General features: G+C 63.0%; 16 protein-coding genes. 6 read left to right on the forward strand and 10 right to left on the reverse strand.

The window, feature by feature from the left end:
• Window positions 1–2: 2 nt before the first annotated feature.
• The 4 genes from M8523_RS05780 to M8523_RS05795 form a co-directional block, all read right to left on the reverse strand.
• The gene (locus M8523_RS05780; RefSeq protein ID WP_282583897.1) at window positions 3–1,208 is read right to left on the reverse strand and encodes an alpha/beta hydrolase; all 1,206 of its coding nucleotides are present in this window, start codon (window positions 1,206–1,208) and stop codon (window positions 3–5) included.
• 111 nt (window positions 1,209–1,319) lie between these two features.
• Complete coding sequence (locus tag M8523_RS05785) at window positions 1,320–2,342, reverse strand: asparaginase (RefSeq protein WP_282583898.1); 1,023 nt, start codon at window positions 2,340–2,342, stop codon at window positions 1,320–1,322.
• 108 nt (window positions 2,343–2,450) lie between these two features.
• A complete protein-coding gene (locus tag M8523_RS05790) occupies window positions 2,451–3,290 on the reverse strand; it encodes an outer membrane protein (RefSeq protein WP_428349905.1) in 840 nt (279 codons plus the stop codon).
• Window positions 3,291–3,468: 178 nt separating this feature from the next.
• A complete protein-coding gene (locus M8523_RS05795; protein WP_282583900.1) occupies window positions 3,469–4,302 on the reverse strand; it encodes an outer membrane protein in 834 nt (277 codons plus the stop codon).
• A gap of 374 nt (window positions 4,303–4,676) precedes the next feature.
• Here M8523_RS05795 and M8523_RS05800 point away from each other — a divergent pair, with 374 nt between their 5' ends.
• Together M8523_RS05800 and M8523_RS05805 are read left to right on the forward strand one after the other, a co-directional pair.
• Complete coding sequence (locus M8523_RS05800) at window positions 4,677–5,648, forward strand: 2-hydroxyacid dehydrogenase (protein WP_282583901.1); 972 nt, start codon at window positions 4,677–4,679, stop codon at window positions 5,646–5,648.
• Window positions 5,645–6,463 carry an AprI/Inh family metalloprotease inhibitor gene (locus M8523_RS05805; protein ID WP_282583902.1) on the forward strand — a complete coding sequence of 273 codons (819 nt, stop codon included), beginning with the start codon at window positions 5,645–5,647 and terminating at the stop codon, window positions 6,461–6,463. The genes M8523_RS05800 and M8523_RS05805 overlap by 4 nt, the downstream gene beginning before the upstream one ends.
• Window positions 6,464–6,510: 47 nt before the next feature.
• Here M8523_RS05805 and M8523_RS05810 read toward each other — a convergent pair whose 3' ends face one another.
• Both M8523_RS05810 and M8523_RS05815 read right to left on the reverse strand, forming a co-directional pair.
• Complete coding sequence (locus M8523_RS05810) at window positions 6,511–7,539, reverse strand: CobW family GTP-binding protein (protein WP_282583903.1); 1,029 nt, start codon at window positions 7,537–7,539, stop codon at window positions 6,511–6,513.
• Between the two features lie 187 nt (window positions 7,540–7,726).
• Window positions 7,727–8,617: a UTP--glucose-1-phosphate uridylyltransferase gene (locus M8523_RS05815; protein WP_282583904.1), complete on the reverse strand. Its 891-nt coding sequence runs from the start codon at window positions 8,615–8,617 to the stop codon at window positions 7,727–7,729.
• 186 nt (window positions 8,618–8,803) lie between these two features.
• Between M8523_RS05815 and galE the strand changes: the two genes are divergently transcribed.
• The 4 genes from galE (at window position 8,804) to M8523_RS05835 (ending at window position 11,706) form a co-directional block, all read left to right on the forward strand.
• Complete coding sequence (gene galE, locus M8523_RS05820) at window positions 8,804–9,790, forward strand: UDP-glucose 4-epimerase GalE (protein WP_282583905.1); 987 nt, start codon at window positions 8,804–8,806, stop codon at window positions 9,788–9,790.
• Between the two features lie 77 nt (window positions 9,791–9,867).
• On the forward strand, window positions 9,868–10,791 hold the full coding sequence (gene trxA / locus M8523_RS05825; protein WP_282583906.1) for a thioredoxin: 924 nt from the start codon (window positions 9,868–9,870) through the stop codon (window positions 10,789–10,791).
• Window positions 10,792–10,804: 13 nt separating this feature from the next.
• Window positions 10,805–11,473, forward strand: a complete 669-nt coding sequence (locus tag M8523_RS05830) for an LON peptidase substrate-binding domain-containing protein (protein ID WP_282583907.1) — start codon at window positions 10,805–10,807, stop codon at window positions 11,471–11,473.
• Window positions 11,470–11,706: a Trm112 family protein gene (locus tag M8523_RS05835; RefSeq protein ID WP_282583908.1), complete on the forward strand. Its 237-nt coding sequence runs from the start codon at window positions 11,470–11,472 to the stop codon at window positions 11,704–11,706. Before M8523_RS05830 ends, M8523_RS05835 begins: the two co-directional genes overlap by 4 nt.
• A gap of 261 nt (window positions 11,707–11,967) precedes the next feature.
• Here M8523_RS05835 and fdxA read toward each other — a convergent pair whose 3' ends face one another.
• The 4 genes from fdxA to secA all read right to left on the reverse strand — a co-directional run bounded on the left by fdxA (window position 11,968) and on the right by secA (window position 19,291).
• Complete coding sequence (gene fdxA / locus M8523_RS05840; RefSeq protein ID WP_282583909.1) at window positions 11,968–12,306, reverse strand: ferredoxin FdxA; 339 nt, start codon at window positions 12,304–12,306, stop codon at window positions 11,968–11,970.
• Window positions 12,307–12,407: 101 nt separating this feature from the next.
• Window positions 12,408–12,722, reverse strand: a complete 315-nt coding sequence (locus tag M8523_RS05845; protein ID WP_282583910.1) for an RNA-binding S4 domain-containing protein — start codon at window positions 12,720–12,722, stop codon at window positions 12,408–12,410.
• Window positions 12,723–12,735: 13 nt separating this feature from the next.
• Window positions 12,736–16,218 (reverse strand): helicase-related protein, encoded by a 3,483-nt coding sequence (locus M8523_RS05850; RefSeq protein WP_282583911.1) that lies wholly within the window; start codon window positions 16,216–16,218, stop codon window positions 12,736–12,738.
• Window positions 16,219–16,462: 244 nt separating this feature from the next.
• The gene (gene secA, locus M8523_RS05855) at window positions 16,463–19,291 is read right to left on the reverse strand and encodes a preprotein translocase subunit SecA (protein ID WP_282584204.1); all 2,829 of its coding nucleotides are present in this window, start codon (window positions 19,289–19,291) and stop codon (window positions 16,463–16,465) included.
• Window positions 19,292–19,387 lie beyond the last annotated feature (96 nt).

Genomic DNA, 19,387 nt, shown 5'->3' on the forward strand with positions numbered 1-19,387 from the left:
CCTCAGTGCGCCACGGCTGGTTCGGTCGGCAAGGGAGTCGCGACGACGGCAATCGGCGCGGCACTCGAATTCGTCGCGTCGGGAGTCGGGACCGCGGCCGTCCGTCCGTCCGCGCCGATGACCGCCACGGTGTCGCGATCTTCCTTGCGGGAGGCGCCAAGCTGGGCACCGATGCTTTGCACGATGTCGGGCGCGTTCGCGTAATTGGCATGGCCGATGAACCCGACGCTTTCGGCGCTCGTATCATAGACTTTCACGCCGAGTTGCTCGATCGCCGCCTTGTCCTCGGGCTTGGTCGGATCGAGCGCGCCGACGCGCTGCCGGTCATTGGCAAGCGCACTTGACAATGAGAGTGCGCGATCGTTGTGGGCGGCGAAGACTGAGACGTGCGCCTGTTCGCCGAGCCGGGCGAGTTGCTGGCGAAAGACCCCGAGATCGATGTCGGGCGAAGCCAGCATGACTTCGCCGAGATGTCCGTCGAGATCGGGATGGCCCGCCACCGCATTGTCGCGCAGGGCCTCCATGGCGAGCCAGGCGCCCATCGAATGGGCCAGGATATGCACCTTGCCAACCCCGGGGACATTGGCCAGCGTCAGCATGAGCCGTTCAAGGGCGTCGCGCGAGGCCGCCGCCGTCTCACGATCCGAGCCATAGGCGAAGAGCGAGTTGCGGGAGGCCCAAGTGAACAAGACTGGTACGCCACCGAAGCGGCCATCGAAGACAATTTGGGCGAGACGATATCGCGCCTCGTCGAAACCATTGTTGAAGCCATGAACGAAGAGCAGGATATCGCGATTCGAGCCGATGCGCCCGGACACATGCGAGGCAACCTCCTGCGGAAACTGGTCGTCGTCGAGGCCACGACGGCTCGTCGCCACGAAGTCACGCATGCGGTTCGCCGAACCGAAGCTCGGCCGTTCGACAAGGCCGGTTTCGTGTCCGGGCGGAACGCTGATCGTCGCGAGGGAGAACTTGGCGACCCCGTCCGGATTGGCTTCATCGGAGCTGTTTTGCGGACCTTTTCGGGTCGAGGCCACGAAGATCTGGATCGGATGGGGCGAGCCCTCAGGAGCGCCCGTCACGAAATTCCCGACGCTGGAGACGCCGTCCGCGACAGCCGTCACGCCGGTGGACACGCAAGCCGAAAGGCTGAGCGACACCGTCACGACCAGGATGCCTCTCCATACCCCGAATGCTAGCTGGCCCAAACCAATCCCCTCGCCTATGCCCCCCGGCACCTGCGTGGACAAAGATGGTGTTAGTGGGACCTGACAACCTTGGGCCCTGTCATCCCGCGACGAAAGCCGTCGATGCGGCTTTCAAGCCACGCCCACGAACGCGGCGGTCAGGTTTTCAGAATGGCGGATGCGACCGACTTCGATGCCGTTCCAGTTGCGAAGCACGGGATCGAGTTGCGTCGAAAAAGCCGCGTGGTCATCCGGCGACCAAGGCATCGTGGCGGCGAGAAGCTGCAGCAGGATCGCCTCCGATGCCCGCGTCGCGCCATCGTCGCATTTGAGGGCAAGCCCCCAGCCACGCTCGGGCAGGCTCGCGCAAAACACACCTTCCGCCCCGGTTTTCGTGAAGACCCGCTCGCGGAAATGCTCGCCCAATTGCGTGTCGAGCCGTCCTGGTCCCGCGACCATGACGGGATGAGCCGCCACGGACCGCCGCAGCCGGGCAGCGGCGGCTTGGCGCGAAGGGCCGAATCCCTCACCCGTGCCCAACCGGGCGAAGGCTCGCGCAAGGTGCCGCAACGGGACCGCGTAGGTCGGAATAGAGCAGCCGTCCGTCCCGGCGCCATGCGTCAGGTCGGTTTCATAGACCTCGGCAAGCGCCGACTTGACGGCGCGTTGAACCGGGTGGTCGGGTCCGACATAGCCTTGTGGCTCAGCCCCAAGCCCGCAGGCGAGACAAAGAAAGCCAGCGTGCTTGCCCGAGCAATTGTTATGCAGCGCGGAGGGCTCGGCGCCCTGCCGAATGAGTGTCTTGCTGGCCCGCTTGGAACTCGGCCAATGCACCCCGCATTCGAGGGCCGCGCCGGTCAGACCGGCTTTTGCGAGAATCGCTACGGCCGCTTCGGTATGGATCGGCTCGCCGGAATGCGAGGCGCAGACCAACGCCAATTCGGCGTCGGTCAGTCCGAATCGATCAGCCCAACCGTTCTCGACGAGCGGCAGCGCCTGCAAGACTTTGACGGCTGAGCGGGGATAGACGGGGCGGTCGATATCGCCCACCGACGCAACGACAGTGCCACTCGCATCGATCACCGCGAAGGTGCCGCGATGACGGCTTTCCACGATCCCGTTCCGGGTGACTTCGACGAGGACGGGATTGGCCATGGGATGGGATTACTGCTTTGGTCACAAAAAATCCGGCAGGCCAGGGCCCGCCGGAGTCTTGTAGTCTGATTCGAACCCCGTTCGGAGCTGAGCGCCCCGAAGTCGATCTCAGTAGGAGCCGAACTTGTAGTTCAGGCCGATGCGTGCGAGGTCGCCGTCGTTGGAGACGCGCGAGGTGTAACTTCCTCTGCTGCCCGGAGCAGCTGCGAGAAGAACGTTGGTGCGGCCGAGATCGTAGTGCAGATATTCGGCTTTGATCGTGACGGCGCTCGACTTGAAGAAGTTCAAGAACGAGCTGGTCGGCAGGGCATATTCGACACCGCCACCGTAGGTGTAGCCAGTCTCGATCTTGTTGTGCACGCCGGAGTAATTCGTCACACCGGCCGCATTGGCGAAGGTGACGTTGTCCTTGACGCCACCGTAGGCGAAACCACCCGTTCCGTAGACCAGGAACTGGCCAAAGGCGTAACCGACGCGACCACGGAAGGTGCCGAGGAAGTCGAGACCCGAGCGGAAGTTCGAGATTCCCCCGGCATTGCCCACATAGGTGCCGGATTTTGAAAGGTCGGTGTAAGCGGCATCGGCTTCCATACCGAACACGATCCCGCTGCCAGGACCACCAAAGCCACCAAATCCGGGAACCTGGAAGTTATAACCGACTTGACCACCGCCGGTGAAGCCGTCGCTGCTGCGCGACACGCTGCCTGGCCGGTTTCCGCTGATCACACCCGTGTTGACGGCCGTGTTCCCGAAGTTCGTGAACTTGCCTTCGTGATCGAACGCGTAGCCCGCGTTGATGCCGAAATAAGCGCCGGTCCAGGTGAACATGGGCACCGGCGGGGCATAGACCGGCGGGGCTACTCGGCTCGGCAGGTCAGCCGCGAAAGCGGTCCCGGAGATTGACGCGAGAAGCGCGCTCGCAACGAAGAATTTTTTCAAGAAAACCACCTGTTTTCAGCACCCTGCTTGCCTGGCTTCTATCTGGCTCCAGACCATTCGGATATGACCTGGCTGCAACACAAGCGGCACAAAGGTGCGTCAAATTACTGTCAAAAATGGTTCGGGCACGGGAACGTTGCCGTCCCGTGCCCGATTGAGGGAAACCTATTTATTGAACCGAAGCAGCTCAGTACGAGCCGAACTTGTAGTTCAGGCCGACGCGAGCGAGATCGCCGTCGTTCTTGAAGTGCGCTGTGTAGGCCCCAGCCGAACCATTGTTACCGGTTGCCGCGACAGTCACGTTGCTACGACCGAGGTCGTAATGCAGGTACTCGGCCTTGATCGTCACTGCGCTCGACTTGAAGAAGTTCAGGAACGATGACGTGGGCAGCGCATATTCGATACCGCCGCCGTAGGCATAGCCGGTGGCCATGTCGCTGTTGCTACCCGAGTAATTTACGAGGTTGTTCGCGCCAACGAACGTGGCCCGGTTATTGGTGCCACCATAAGCGAAGCCGCCCGTGCCATAGATCAGGAACTGGTTGAAGGCATAACCCACCCGACCGCGCACCGTGCCGAGGTAGTCGAGGCCCGTGCGGAACGTGGTGGTGCGGCCGCCGTAGCTGAACGTGTTGCCACGGTTGAGATCCGTGTAGGCCGCATCGGCTTCAACACCGAACACGATCCCGCTGCCAGGGCCGCCGAACCCACCGAAGCCAGGGATCTGGAAGTTGTATCCGACCTGACCACCGCCCGTGAACCCGTCAGCTGAAGACGTGTAACGCGCGATGCGGCTCGTGCCGACGCCGGTTGCACTGCCAGTGCCGTTGAAGGTGTTGATTCGCGTGGTGCTGTCGAACGCGTAGCCCGCGTTGATACCGAAATATCCACCCGTCCAGGTGAACACCGGAACCGGCGGCGGCATGTACACCGGCGGAGCAACCCGACTCGGCAGATCAGCGGCCAGAGCGGCGCCGGACATGGTTGCAAGCACCAGGCCTGCCGTCAGAATCTTTTTCAACGCAAGTCACCCATGAGTAAGCATTTGACTTCACCCAACTTACAGGCTGACCGTCGCTATGGCTATGACCTCGCTGCAACAGGGCCTAAGTTGAAGTGGGCGGAACTTGATCTGGACAACAAGCTTCGGCAACAATTTGGCCTCATTTGCCCGTCTAAAGGGATCACAATCGTGTGAAAGCGCTTTTTATATGCATTGTCGGCGGAACTTTTCATTCACTCTTAATTCTTTAACAATTGCTTACTTTGTCTCCGAACCCCTTTATTGCAAGGTGCGGACTCCCACCTGTTAACAAGCCGGTTGCGCGGCTGGACGGTCGTCCGCATGATCTGATGCAAGCGCCCTGTCGCCGACAGGGGGCAAGGGAGATCGTCTTGAGCTCGTTCCACGTCCTGATTCCCGTACCAGTCCTCTCCGTCGTGACGGACGGACTTGCCTCAGCCTGTCGGATCACGAAACTATGGGAGGCGGACGATGCGACGATCGAGCAATCGGCGGCCGATATTCGCGGCATAGCGCTTGGCGGACATTTCCCGGTGGACGGCGTCTTTATGGGGCGTTTCCCCAACCTCGAAATCGTCAGTAATTTTGGCGTCGGCTACAACAATATCGACACTGCCTGGGCGGCCCGGCACGGCATTGTCGTCACCAACACGCCCGACGTCCTCAACGAAGAGGTCGCGGACACAGCGCTCGGCCTGATCATCTCCACGGCGCGGCAGTTGCCCGCGGCGGAGCGCCATCTCCGCGCAGGACTCTGGACAGAGCGGCCGTTTCCCTTAACCGCGACGCTGCGCGGCCGGACGGTCGGCATCCTTGGTCTGGGGCGTATCGGCAAAGCGATCGCCAAACGCGTCGAGGCCTTCGGCATGGCGGTCGTCTACCATGGCCGCAAACCGCAGCCCGGCGTCGGCTACCTGTATTGCCCCAGCGTGATCGCGCTCGCGGAAGCCTGCGACATCCTGGTCGTGATCGCGCCTGGGGGTGCCGAGACAAAACATCTGGTCGATGCCGCAGTGCTCAAAGCGCTTGGGCCGGACGGCATTCTGATCAATGTGGCCCGAGGCAGCGTGGTGGATGAAGCGGCGCTGATCGACGCCCTTCAGAGCAAAACAATCCTGGCAGCAGGGCTCGATGTGTTCGCACAGGAGCCGCACGTGCCGCAAGCCCTGCTCGACATGGACCATGTCGTGCTCTTGCCGCATGTCGGTTCAGCCTCCACACACACACGCAACGGCATGGGACAATTGGTCGTCGACAATCTCCTGTCATGGGCGGCTGGCCAAGGTCCTCTCACGCCCGTGCCGGAGACACCCTGGCACGGCGAGACACGAGTGCGATCATGAGCTCACGGCCCGCTTTCAAAGCTCTGGGTTCGGCAATGACCGAAATGGGGGCCTGCCTTATGCTTCGCATTGGGGCCATTCTCCCGACGGCCGTCCTGTTGCTCGCTTTGCCGCATGCGGCCCTGGCTTTCGGCAACCCCGTGGGCGTCTGGACCATCACGGCGGACGGGACCGCACGCCAATGCCGGATGCAGTTGCGAGAAGATGTAGCGGAGGCCAACGGCCACCCGGTCGCAATGCCGCCCGCTTGCCATCACGCCTTCCCGATTCTCGCGACCGTGCGAAACTGGGCTGCCGTCGACGACCTGCACCTCACCCTGAACGACGACAACGGCAACGCCATTCTTGTCTTCGAAGATGAAGGGGGCGAGAATTTTAAGGCCGCCGGGCCGGACGGGAGCAGCTACACTCTCAGTCCGATCGGGACCGCGAAGCCGCGGCCTCCGATCGCCGCGACGACAGCCGCGGCCGAACCCGAAAGCCGACCGAAAGTCACGACCGGCTCTGGGCAAGCCCTTTCGATCACGGCCGTCGCCGGCCACTACGCCGTCATGCGCGGTCCGCGCGATACGGGCTGCATGGTCACCCTCGATGATCAGACCAAGGGACCGCAGGCGACCTTGAAGGCCCGCCTCGCTCCGGCCTGCCGTGACCAGGGCATCGTCATCTTCGATCCGGTCGGATGGCAGTTGAAGGCGGGCCATCTGGTTCTGACGGCCCGGAAGGGTCACACGACCGACCTCGACCGCAATGAGGAAGGCATGTGGGTCAAAGATGCCACGATGGGCGCCTCACTTGGCTTGAAGCGCCTTTAAGACATCACAGAGGGGGCGCCCGGACGACGCCCCCCGCGGGACTTTCCTCAGGCCACGCAGGCCATGAATTCGGTGCGGATACGGTCCTCGGGAAGATTGCGGCCAATGAACACCACGCGGGACGTCCGCTTCTCGCCCGGCTTCCATTCCTTCTGAACGTCGCCGTCGAGCATCATGTGAACGCCCTGGAAGACGAAGCGCTTCGGTTCGCCCTTAAAGGCCAGGATCCCCTTGGAGCGCAGGATATTCTGGCCTTCGGTCTGTACCAGCGTGTTGATCCAAGGCATGAATTTCTCCGCCACCACCTCGCCGGGATGGTCGATAGCGACCGACTGCATGTCCTCGTCGTGATAATGCTTGAGGCCGCCATGGTGATGGTGGTCGTGTCCGTGGTGATCGTGCCCATGGTGGTCATGATCGTGGTCGTGATCATCCTTTTCGAGGAAGGCGGGTTCGATCTCGAGGATGCGGTCGAGATCGAAGGCACCTCGATCGAGTACGTCTTCAAGCTTCACGGCGCAGCGCTCCGTCTTGTGCAGCCGGGCATAGGGGTTGATGCCGCGAATGCGGGCTTCCACCTCGCGCAATTCCTCGGGACTGACGAGATCGGTCTTGTTGAGAACGATCACGTCCGCAAAAGCGATCTGGCTCTTGGCCTCCGGGGCATCCTTGAGACGTGCGCTCAGCCATTTGGCATCCGCAACGGTCACCACCGCATCGAGCCGGGCATGTTCCTGCACGTCCTGGTCGACGAAGAAGGTCTGGGCGACCGGAGCCGGATCGGCGAGACCAGTTGTTTCCACGATGATGGCGTCGAACTTGCCTTTGCGCTTCATCAAGCCTTCGAGGATTCGGATCAGGTCGCCCCGCACGGTGCAGCAGATGCAGCCGTTGTTCATCTCGAACACTTCCTCGTCGGCGCCCACCACCAGGTCGTTGTCGATGCCGACCGCTCCGAACTCGTTGACGATCACGGCATATTTCTTGCCGTGTTGCTCCGTGAGGATGCGGTTCAGAAGGGTCGTCTTGCCTGCGCCAAGATAGCCGGTCAGCACCGTGACGGGGATTTTAGACATGGGATAGGATCTCCGGATGCGCGAGCCTTCAGGCGGCGCCGTCGCTCGCTTATATGGGGTGCGGAGATGGGATCAAAGAGGTGTGGGGAGACGGCCACGGCCCTTTGATCCGGCATCGCCAGACAATCCAGGTCTTGGACACCCCGGATTGCCGTAGCGGTTAAGCCGCTTGCCCGCGACGGTTCGGTCAGAGGCTCCCGCCGAGCTGTTTCTTCAATTCGGCCTTGAACCCCTCCGCGAGTTCTGGGCGTGCCAGCGCGAACGCCACATTGGCGGCCAGGAAGCCGAGCTTCGAGCCGGTGTCGTAGGTCCGCCCATCGAAGCGGACGCCGTGGAACGGCTGCTGCTTCGCAAGCTTGATCATGGCGTCGGTCAGCTGGATTTCGCCGCCGGCCCCTTTCTCGCCATGCTCCAGAATCGAGAAGATCGACGCGTCGAGGATGTAGCGGCCCGAGATGATCGAAGTCGAGGGCGCCGTACCTTTGGCGGGCTTCTCGACCATGCCGGTGATCTCGAACGTGTGGCCCGCATCCTTGCCGATCGACACGATGCCATATTGATGGGTTTCCTCCATCGGCACCTCTTCGACCGCGATGACGTTGCCGCCGTACTGTTCGTAAGTCTCGATGCACTGTGCGAGGCAGCGCGAGCCGAGCTTGCCACCCATCGTCACCATGTCGGGGAGCAGCACCGCGAAAGGCTCGTCGCCAATGATCTCACGGGCACACCACACCGCATGCCCGAGGCCGAGCGGGGCTTGCTGCCGGGTGAAGCTCGTGGCGCCGGCCGGTGGCAGGTCAGCCATCAGAGCCTGGTATTCCTTGGTCTTGCCGCGCGCCTGGAGCGTCGCTTCGAGTTCGAAGGCCATGTCGAAATGGTCCTCGATGACCCCCTTGTTGCGCCCGGTGACGAAGATGAAATGCTCGATGCCGGCCTCCTTCGCCTCGTCGACGACGTGCTGAAGAACGGGGCGGTCGACCACCGTCATCATCTCCTTGGGTACGGATTTCGTGGCCGGCAGGAACCGCGTGCCGAGCCCGGCGACGGGAAAGATGGCCTTTCGAATGCGCTTCATCAAACAATCCTCACATCGTTGGCGGCTAACGTCGACGCCGCTACCTCTTCAGAACGGGCGCGACACGCGCCTGTTGCACTCCGATTGACTCACCACAAAACGTTGAAGTTGTAGTATCTGGTTCGAGGCAAACGAACGGTTTCATCGTGGCAGCCGCCTGCTGGGCATGTCATCATAGAAGGTGCGATCATGGCTGTGCTGGTGACGGGCGGTGCCGGTTATATCGGAAGCCATATGGTGCTGGCACTTCTCGATGCCGGCGAGACGGTGGTGGTGCTCGACAATCTGAGCACTGGATTCCGAAGCGCGGTGCTCGCACCCGCGACCTTCATCCAAGGGGATTTCGGCGACGAGACGCTGGTGCGAACCATCATCGAGCAGCACGGGATTACCGCGATCGCCCATTTCGCGGCAAAGATCGTGGTGCCTGAGTCGATTGCCGACCCGCTCGGATATTACCTCAACAACACCGCCAAAGCCCGAAACCTGATCGCATCCGCGGTCGCCGGCGGAATCAAGCATTTCATCTTTTCGTCGACCGCGGCCGTCTATGGCGAAACGGGCGCCACAGCCGTCGGCGAGGACACGCCTCTTGCGCCGGTCTCGCCTTACGGCCGATCCAAGTTGATGGTCGAATGGATCCTGGCCGATACCGCCAAGGCCCATGATTTCCGCTTTGTGGCGCTGCGCTACTTCAATGTCGCGGGCGCTGACCCCGCCGGACGAAGCGGGCAATCCACGCGGGACGCCACGCACCTGATCAAAGTCGCGGTGCAGGCCGCACTCGGTCGCCGTCCGGGCCTGTCGATCTTCGGAACCGACTACGACACACCTGATGGAACCTGTCTGCGGGACTACATTCAGGTCAGCGATCTCGCCGACGCTCACATGGACGCCCTGCGGTACCTTCGCGACGGCGGCGATAATCTCACCTGCAATTGCGGCTATGGCCGGGGCTATTCGGTTCGGGCCGTGGTCGATGTCGTCAAAGCGGTCTCGGGGGTGGACTTTCCAGTCACCGTCATGGGGCGGCGCCCCGGCGATCCGGCCGCCATCGTGGCCGATAACACCCGCGTCAAAGCGGCCCTGGGTTGGACGCCCCGGCACGACGACATCGCCGCTATTGTCACACAGGCCCTTGATTGGGAGCGGCGTTTGCATAACCGTGAGCTTTGAAACAAGCGACATTCGGTTGCACTTTCCGGTGGGCCGCCCCATCTGTCCGTAGGGTTTTACAGTAAGGATCAAACAGCATGTCGCTGGGCAGCGGGCCGATCAGGGGACTTGCCGAAGCCGGAACTCAGGCGGCGTCCGGCTCGGTCAAGGATGTGACCACGGCGAACTTCCGGCAAGAGGTGGTGACCGACTCCATGCGCCAACCGGTGCTTGTGGATTTCTGGGCGCCATGGTGCGGGCCCTGCAAGCAGCTTGGACCGATCCTCGAAAAGGCGGTCGCGGCCTCGGGCGGCAAGGTTCGTCTGGTCAAGATGAACATCGATGACCATCCGCAGATCGCGGGGCAGTTGGGGATCCAGTCGATCCCTGCCGTCATCGCGTTCCAGAAGGGGCAGCCTATCGATGGCTTTGTCGGCGCCCTTCCCGAATCGCAGATCAAGGGGTTTATCGAGCGTTTGGTAGGAGCTCTCGGCGATCCCATGCAGGCGCTGCTGGACGAAGCCGCCGACGCCGAAGCGGCGGGCGATGTCGAAACCGCCTCCGCCGTCTATTCGGAAATTCTGGCTGGCGACGAGACCAATGTCGCGGCTCTTGCGGGTCTCGCGAAGCTCCATCTCGCCAAAGGAGAGCTCGAGCAGGCGCGGGCCGTCCTCAGCATGGCGGAGGGTAAGGTTGCGTCCGATCCGCTGATCATAGCGGTTCGTGCCGCGATCGATCTCGCTGAGCAAAGCGCCTCGCTTGGTGATCTCGCCGAGTTGCAGGGTCGTGTCGATGCGCATCCCGAGGACCATCAGGCCCGTTTCGATCTGGCGATCGCCCTTAGCGGCAAGGACATGAGGAACGAGGCCGTCGACGCCCTGATCGAGATCCTCAAGCGGGATAAAGCGTGGAACGACGAGGCGGCCCGCAAGCAATTGCTGCAATTCTTCGAGGCTTGGGGACCCATGGACAAGGCTTCCGTCGCGGGGCGTCGGAAATTGTCCGGGCTCCTGTTCAGGTAACAGATCGAAGTCCATGAGCATCAACGATCCCTATGAAGGTCCCCAGGACCTTCCCGAAACCATTCCGGTCTTCCCGCTCGAAGGTGCGCTTCTGCTGCCGCGCGGCGAGATGCCGCTCAACGTGTTCGAGCCGCGCTACGTGCAGATGATCGACGATGCATTGCGGGGCCAGCGACTGATCGGCATGGTGCAACCCGATGGGGATCCCGACGATCAGAACGCCCGGCCGAGCCTCTATTCCTGTGGCTGCGTCGGACGCATCACGGCCTTCGGAGAGTCAGGCGACGGGCGTTACATGATCACCTTGACGGGCATTTGCCGTTACAGGATCGTGGAAGAACTGAACGTCGATACACCCTATCGACAATGTCGTGTCGATTTCGAAACGTTCCGCCAGGATTTCGACGCCACGGATGGCGAGGATGACGTCGACCGCGCGAGCGTCATTAAAACGCTCCGTGATTTCGCCCGGGCCAACCAGCTGACGGTGGATTGGCGGGGCATCGACGCGGCGCCGAACGACGCGCTGGTCAACGCGCTCGCCATGATGAGCCCGTTCGGACCACGGGAAAAACAGGCCTTGCTCGAGGCGGCCGATCTTAAGTCACGGGCAGACGTTTTGATCGCGATCGCTGAAATCGAAATGGCGCGTCGCGAGAACGATAGCGCGGGCCTTCAATGACGCTCCCCGAAAAAGAGGGTTTGGGTACGGAGCAGTCCGGCCTTCCCGCTTCGAGCGGTCCGCGTATCGATCCTCGCCTCCTTGAGATCCTGGTCTGTCCGCTGACCAAGACCACGCTCGAATATGATCCTACGCGCCAAGAATTGATTTCGCGGTCTGCGCGGCTTGCGTACCCCATCCGGGACGGAATCCCGATCATGCTGCCGGAAGAGGCCCGTGCACTTCCGGATTGATCGAACCCAAGAGCACATCTGAGAAACGGCGTCTCATCGGCGCTGGTTGATCTCACGTCGGTCGAGGCGGACCGGGGATCAACGCAATACCCCACGGCCGAGACCACTGCGCCCACGCAGTGATTTGGGGACCCCCCCATTGCTATCGTCGGCGCCGGAGCCCTCCGACGCAGAGGCAGAAATTCGCTCCGTGAGCACGCCTTCAGCCTGCGGCGGCACATGATTTGCCCGTGCCGCCTTCGATCCAACTGGAAGCCTGCGTCAGTCGCCCGAGCCAGGGTTTGCCGAGAAGTAGGCGTCCAGCTTGCCCGACTTGCCGTCAAACTCCTTGGCGTCCGCTGGCCCGTCCTTCTTGACCGAGATGTTGGGCCAGGTCTTGGCATATTGCGCATTGAGCGCCAGCCAGGGTTCGAGACCCGACTCTGTGTCGGGCTTAATGGCTTCGGCCGGACATTCAGGTTCGCACACGCCGCAATCGATGCATTCGTCGGGATGGATCACCAGCATGTTCTCACCCTCGTAGAAGCAATCCACGGGGCATACTTCCACGCAGTCCATATACTTGCACTTGATGCAATTCTCGACGACGACATAGGTCATGATGGTTCCCTCGGCGTGACCCCACGCCTCAACTCAGCTTGCTGCCTAGCCGCTTTGGCACCAAGCTGCAAGCGCGTGGCGGCGACAGGTATTTTGAAAAACTACAAAGGTGGAACCGGGTTGCCGACCGGTTGCGTGAGTTCATCGAAAAGATGTCTGGCCTCTTCGAAAGGTCCTCGTCGCTCTCCCGGCGCAACGACCTTGAGAACGCGGATCTGATGATCCAGAGCAATCGTCAGAACGTCGCCCGGCCTGATGGATTTCGCCGGATTGTCAGCCCGCACCGAATTCACCCGCACGTGTCCCTCTTCCACGAGCTTGGCCGCACTCGTGCGCGATTTTATGACGCGCGCGAACCACAGCCATTTGTCGAGCCTCTGCCGGTCGCCGCCTGTTGACCCGCTGCCCTCGCTCATGGTGCCCGAGCTTTCATTTGTCCTTTTTTGAATTGGCCTCGAGGTCGGCCTTCAGGGCCAGCAGCTTGGCGAAGGGGGAATTGGGGTCCGGCTGCCGCTCCCTCTGCTGTGGGCGCTCGGCGCTGCTCCAATTGGCTGGCTTGCCGGCACTGGGGCGCGCTCCCTCGTTCCGCCCGGGCCGGTCGCGACGCGGGTCGAATCGCGGCTTGCCACCTTGGCCAGCGGGTTCCCCGTCCTTGCGCGGCCCCTCACGTCCCCCGAAACGCTTTTCGAAAGCCTGACGGCGCGGCTGGTTGTCGTCGGGACGGCGATGACGGTGCCCCTCCGGCGCAGCCTGGCCCCCCGCATCGGCCGCTACGGGCTGAACGATCCCCGGACCGTCAGCAGGCTTCGGCCCATCATGCCCGCCGCGTGGCCCACGCTGCTCCTGGCCGCGCCGCTGTTGCGGACGCCCTTGGGGCCGATCCTGCCGGCGCTGGCCCTGGTGGCTGGCCCGATGCGGCCGCCACACGTCGATGAGAATGGGTTCCGCCGGGGTAGCCTCCTCGACGACGTGCGGTTCACCCTCCGGAGTGGCCGGTGTGGCGTAATCCGTGGAGAGGGTCTCGGCGCCGCTCGATAGCACCTCATCGGCAGCGGCAGCCGGCTCATCGAGCGATACGGGCTCAATCGGCTCGCTCGGACCAAGAGGTGGCGCAACGTCATCGGAGGCCTGGATAGGCACCGGGGCGTTCTCGGGCTCGACCGGATCGTTGACCGGCTCGGGCTCCTCTTCGGGCGGCGCTGGCGGCTCCTCCTCGGTAGGATGAGGCGGCTCCTCGCGCGGGGGCTCAGGCACTGTTGCCGGCGGCTCTTCGGCCGGAATCTCGGGTGCCGTCGGTTCTGTTCCGCCATCGCCTTGTCCAGCAGCATCCCCGGCGCTGGCGCTCGGTGTCGCTTCGGGTCCGACTGGCTTGAGAGGCGTCGTCGGCGCCGCTTCAACGAGCGGTACCGTGATGGCAGGTCCGGGACGCCGGTCAACCATGTAGCCCAGCGATCGCAGGATCGAGGCAAAATCTTCGCCCGAGCAGCCCGCGAGGGACGTCATCCCAACCGTGGTGACAAAGCCGTCATTGTCCGCCGTGCCCGGCGGTGGCGCTCCGGGGGTGACGCCGGGCCGATAGGCGATCGCGGGACGGATCAGATCCGCCAGCCGCTCGAGGATATCGACCCGCACCGCTCGCGCGCCACACACCCGGAAGCCGGCGGCCCTGTACAGGCCCTTCGGCACGGCCGAGTCGGCTGGAAACGAGGTGCGACCCGAAGCCGCGAGATAAGGGACCTCATCGAGGCCCTTGGCGCTCTCCACGCCGCCATGCTGCAGCGCCCAGAGTTGGGACGCGAGAACCCGAGGGGCGGGCTTCAGCAAGAGCGGCATGTAGATGTGGTAGGCACCGAACCGGATGCCGAGCTTCCGCAGGACGCCGCGAGTGGCCTGATCGAGGTTCTTGACCTCATCGGCGACACGCGAGCGTTCGAGCACACCCAATGCTTCCGCCAATTGAAAGGCAATGCCGCGGGCGACGCCCTCAAGCCCCTCACCGGCTTCGAGCTCCATGAGAGGACCAAGCAACTTCTTGACGTGTTGAGTGAGCCACAGATCGAGGCGCCGTTGCACGATTTCGAGGGCCGGACCCGTCAGATGGTCATCGGCCACCAGACGCACGCGCGGTTGCAACAGCTTGTCGCCGGCGGTGAGCTTGGCGATCGGGTCGCCCAGCCAGCGGATCGTGCCGTCATTGGCGAGCGCGATCGACTCGTCGACGGACTCGCTAAATCGATTGGCGCGCGCTTCGATCTCGCTCGCCAGCGCCTTCGCGGCGGCGGCGTTCAAGGTTCGGGCAACCTCGCCCGAGGCGAGCGGATCGGCCGTGAAGCGGAATCCCTGCAATTGGCCCACATGCTGACCCTCGACGAGGACATCGCCGCCGGTCGTGATTTCCGCTTCCAACATTGCGTTCTCTCTAAGCCGGCGCATTAACACGCTGGTTCGCCGGTCTATGAATCGCTGGGCAAGACGCTCATGCAAAGCGTCTGACAGCCTGTCCTCTACCTGACGCGTGACGCCCTGCCAATGCTCAGGATCGCGCAGCCAGTCGGGTCGGTTGGCGATGAACGCCAAAGTGCGGGTTTGGGCCACACGGTTCGACAGCACGTCCATGTCACCGTCGATCCGGTCGAGATGGCTCAATTGGCCGTCGAACCATTCATCGGGGATGCGACCCGCCCGCACCACGAAGCCGAACAGCGTGTGGACGAGCTCGGCATGGGCCGAGGGCGACACCTTGCGGTAGTCCGGCACCTGACAGACTTCCCACAGGCGCGCGATGTCGGCGCGTGTGTTGGCTTGGCGCTGCACATCCGCCTCACGGCTCATGATGTCGAGCACCATGACGTCCTCGGCCAGCGGCGCGCGGGTCAGGCCCTCTTCGACGGGAACGCGATCGAGCGAAGCCTGCAAGGCCCGGATCGACGAAAAGTCGAGGTCGCTGTTGCGCCATTGCAGCATGCCGATCTGGTCGAAGTGGTGATCCTCGACGGCCTCGATCAGCTCTTCATCGAAAGGCGGGCAGCGTCCGGTCGTGCCGAATGTGCCGTCGCGCAGATGCCGGCCGGCCCGGCCGGCGATCTGCCCGAACTCGGCCGGGTTCAGTCGACGGAACTGCCAGCCGTCGAACTTGCGGTCGCTCGCAAAGGCGATGTGATCGAGATCGAGGTTCAACCCCATCCCGATCGCGTCGGTTGCGACGAGGTAGTCGACATCGCCATTCTGGTAGAGCGCGACCTGCGCGTTGCGGGTGCGCGGCGACAATGCGCCCATGACCACAGCGGCGCCGCCGCTCTGGCGTCGGATCAGTTCGGCTATGGCGTAGACCTCTTCGGCCGAGAAGGCCACGATGGCGGATCGCCGTGGCAGGCGCGACAGCTTCTTTTCCCCCGCAAAGCTCAGCTTGGACAGCCGAGGCCGGGTCATGATGGTCGCCTGGGGCAGCAATTGCCGCACGGCCTTTTCCATCGTGCCGGCGCCGATCAGCAGCGTTTCGTCACGGCCGCGGCGATTGAGCAGGCGGTCCGTGAACGTATGACCGCGGTCGAGCGAAGCGGCCACCTGGATTTCATCGATGGCCACAAAGGAAACGTCGAGGTCGCGCGGCATCGCCTCGACGGTCGCCACCCAGTAGCGCGGGTGATTGGGCTTGATCTTCTCTTCGCCCGTGATCAGGGCCACCTGATTGACGCCGACCTTCTCGATCAGCCGCGTGTAGACCTCACGGGCCAACAGGCGAAGCGGCAGGCCGATGATGCCGCTCGTATGCGCCACCATGCGCTCGATCGCAAAATGCGTCTTGCCCGTATTGGTAGGACCGAGAACGGCCGTGACATTGGCTGACCTCGCCCTGATCTTTTCGCGCTGAGCGCGATCCGGGCCGGCAAACGTCGGGTTCAAATCGAGCATGCCGGGCGGGTGCCGTCGCGGATCGAGTCATACAGGGCGACAAGCATCCCGAGAGGCTTGCCTGATCGGCATGTGAGCCTGGGGTTCGATGGATTCAAGGGTGCATCTTCCCTTCTCCCGCATGAGCGGGAGAAGGTGGCCCGGCGAAGCCGGGTCGGATTAGGGGAAACGCGGCGCTGAGGTTGCCCTCATCCGCCCTGCCGGGCACCTTCTCCCGCTCACGCGGGAGAAGGGTCAAACCTCCCTAGGCGATCACTCCATGGCAATGCTTGTATTTCTTGCCGGACCCGCAGGGGCAGAGTTCGTTGCGGCCCACCCGCCCCCAGCTTGCGGGGTTGTCGGGATCGCGGGCGAGCGTCTCGTTGTGCTGCTCCACCATGAGGGACCCGTCGAAGCCCGCAGTCGAAGCATACCCCCGGCCGGCGAGCCGCATCGTGGCATCCGCGACGGCCGCGTCGTCATCCCCGGTCAGCGGATCGGCATGGGAGGCGAACATCGGCGGCAATTGCTGGGACGGTGGCTCGTAGGCTACTTCGACCCGCATCGCCTGTGCGACGGTCATTTCACGCAGGCGTACGATCAGGGCATTGAAGAGGTCGAAAGCTTCCGACTTATACTCGTTCAACGGGTCGCGCTGGGCCACGCCGCGCCAGCCGATGACTTGGCGCAGGTGATCGAGCACCACGATATGCTCGCGCCAGAGATGGTCGAGCACCTGCAGCACGATCTGCTTCTCGACATAGCGCATGAGGTCGGGCGAGTTCCGTTCGACGCGCGCCGTGTAAGCGTCGTCGGCGGCTTTCTGCAGGCGTTCGCGCATCTCCTCGTCGGCGATGCCCTCTTCCTTCGCCCAATCCTCCACAGGCGGGTCGAGGTTGAGCGTTTCCTGGATGGCGGCCTTGAGACCGGCGATATCCCAAGCTTCCGGATAGGCGTCGTGGGGCACGTGGCGGGCGATGAGGTCGTCGACCACCCCGCTGCGCATTTCGCCGATGATCTCTTCGAGAGAGTCCTGGGCCATCATGTCTCGACGCTGCTCGAACACCACCTTGCGCTGGTCGTTCATCACGTTGTCGTATTTCAGCACGTTCTTGCGCATGTCGAAGTTGCGGGCTTCGACCTTCTGCTGCGCCTTCAACAGGGCCTTGTTGATCCAGGGGTGGATGATGGCCTCGTTTTCCTGAAGGCCCAGCCGCTTCAGCACCATGTCCATGCGCTCCGATCCGAAGATGCGCATGAGGTCGTCCTGCAAGGACAGGAAGAACTTCGATCGGCCCGGATCGCCCTGGCGGCCTGAGCGGCCACGAAGCTGGTTGTCGATCCGGCGGCTTTCGTGCCGCTCGGTGCCGATAATGTAGAGCCCCCCCGCCGCGAGCGCTTTGGCCTTGAAATCGGCGATCTCGGCCCGGATCGCAGCCTCTCTGGCCTCGCGCTCGGGCCCCGGCTCCAGGCCGGAAGCTTCCTGCGACAGGCGCATTTCGAGGTTGCCACCGAGCTGGATGTCCGTGCCACGTCCCGCCATGTTGGTGGCGATCGTGATGGCGCCCGGCACGCCGGCCTCGGCCACGATATAGGCCTCCTGCTCGTGGAAGCGTGCGTTGAGGATCGCGAATAATTTCGACGGCTTGCCGGTGCGCGCCGCCTTGTAGAGCTTGTCGAGGGCCTGCGGCTTGGTGAAGTCGATGCGCGTGTAGCCCTGACTCGCCAGCAGATCGCCGAGCTGTTCCGACTTCTCGATCGACGTGGTGCCGACGAGCAGCGGCTGCATCTTGGCGTTGGCGTCTTCGATCTCGCGGCCAATCGCCAGCAGCTTCTCGCGGGCCGTGCGATAGACCTCGTCGTCCTCGTCGAGCCGCTTGACGTCCCGGTTCGTCGGGATCTCGACGACTTCGAGCTTGTAGATCTCGGCGAATTCGTCGGCCTCGGTCGCGGCCGTTCCGGTCATGCCGGCAAGCTTCTTGTAGAGCCTAAAATAGTTTTGGAAGGTGATCGAGGCGAGCGTCACGTTCTCGGGCTGGACCGTGACATGCTCCTTGGCTTCGAGCGCCTGATGCAGCCCTTCCGAATAGCGGCGGCCCGGCATCATGCGGCCGGAGAACTCATCGATGATCACAACTTCGTCGTTGCGGACGATGTAGTCCTTGTCGCGGTTGAAGAGCTTGTGAGCCTTCAGGCCCTGCTGCACGTGATGGACCAGGGTCGCGTTGCTCGACTCGTAGAGCGAGCCTTCGGTGAGGATGCCGGCATCGCGCAGCAGCTCCTCGATATGCTCGTTGCCGGCCTCGGTGAGGTTCGCGGTGCGCTGCTTCTCGTCGACCTCGTAATCCTCGGCCACCAGCCCGGGCAGGATCGCGTTGATGGAATTGTAGAGTTCGGATTTATCGTCCGACGGTCCCGAAATGATCAGCGGTGTGCGGGCTTCGTCGACCAGGATCGAGTCGACTTCGTCGACGATCGCGAAAGCGTGGCCGCGCTGGACCATGCTGGCGAGATCATACTTCATGTTGTCGCGGAGATAGTCGAACCCGTATTCGTTGTTGGTGCCGTAGGTGATATCGGCCGCATAGGCCTGCCGGCGCTGGTCGTCGTCGAGCCCATGCACGATGACACCGGTCGTCATCCCGAGGAACCGGTAGACACGGCCCATCCATTCGGCGTCGCGGCGTGCAAGATAATCGTTGACGGTCACGACATGCACGCCGTTTCCGGTCAGGGCGTTGAGGTAGACCGCGAGCGTGGCCACGAGCGTCTTGCCTTCGCCGGTCCGCATCTCGGCGATGCCGCCCTCGTTGAGCACCATGCCGCCGATCATCTGCACATCGAAATGCCGTTGGCCGAGAACGCGCTTGGCCGCTTCGCGCACTGTCGCGAAGGCTGGCACCAGGATGTCCTCGACCGTCTCGCCGGCCTGCAGTCGGGTCCGGAACGTTTCGGTGCGGGCTGCAAGCTCTGCGTCGCTCAGCGCCGCCATCTCGGGCTCCAGCGCCGTAATGGCGGCGACTTTCGGCGCGTAGCTTTTCAGCCGCCGATCGTTGGCACTGCCGAAAATCCGTTTGGCGAGTGAGCCGAGCATCGACACGAAACCTTTCTGGTTCGCCCAGCCACGGGGCTTGGCGAACAGCAAATACGACAAACGGCCCCGCCCGGCAGGGCCGCTCGAATGATCAAA

The organism is Lichenifustis flavocetrariae (assembly GCF_026130545.1).
In the GTDB taxonomy this organism is placed as follows: Bacteria; Pseudomonadota; Alphaproteobacteria; order Rhizobiales; family Beijerinckiaceae; genus Lichenihabitans; species Lichenihabitans flavocetrariae.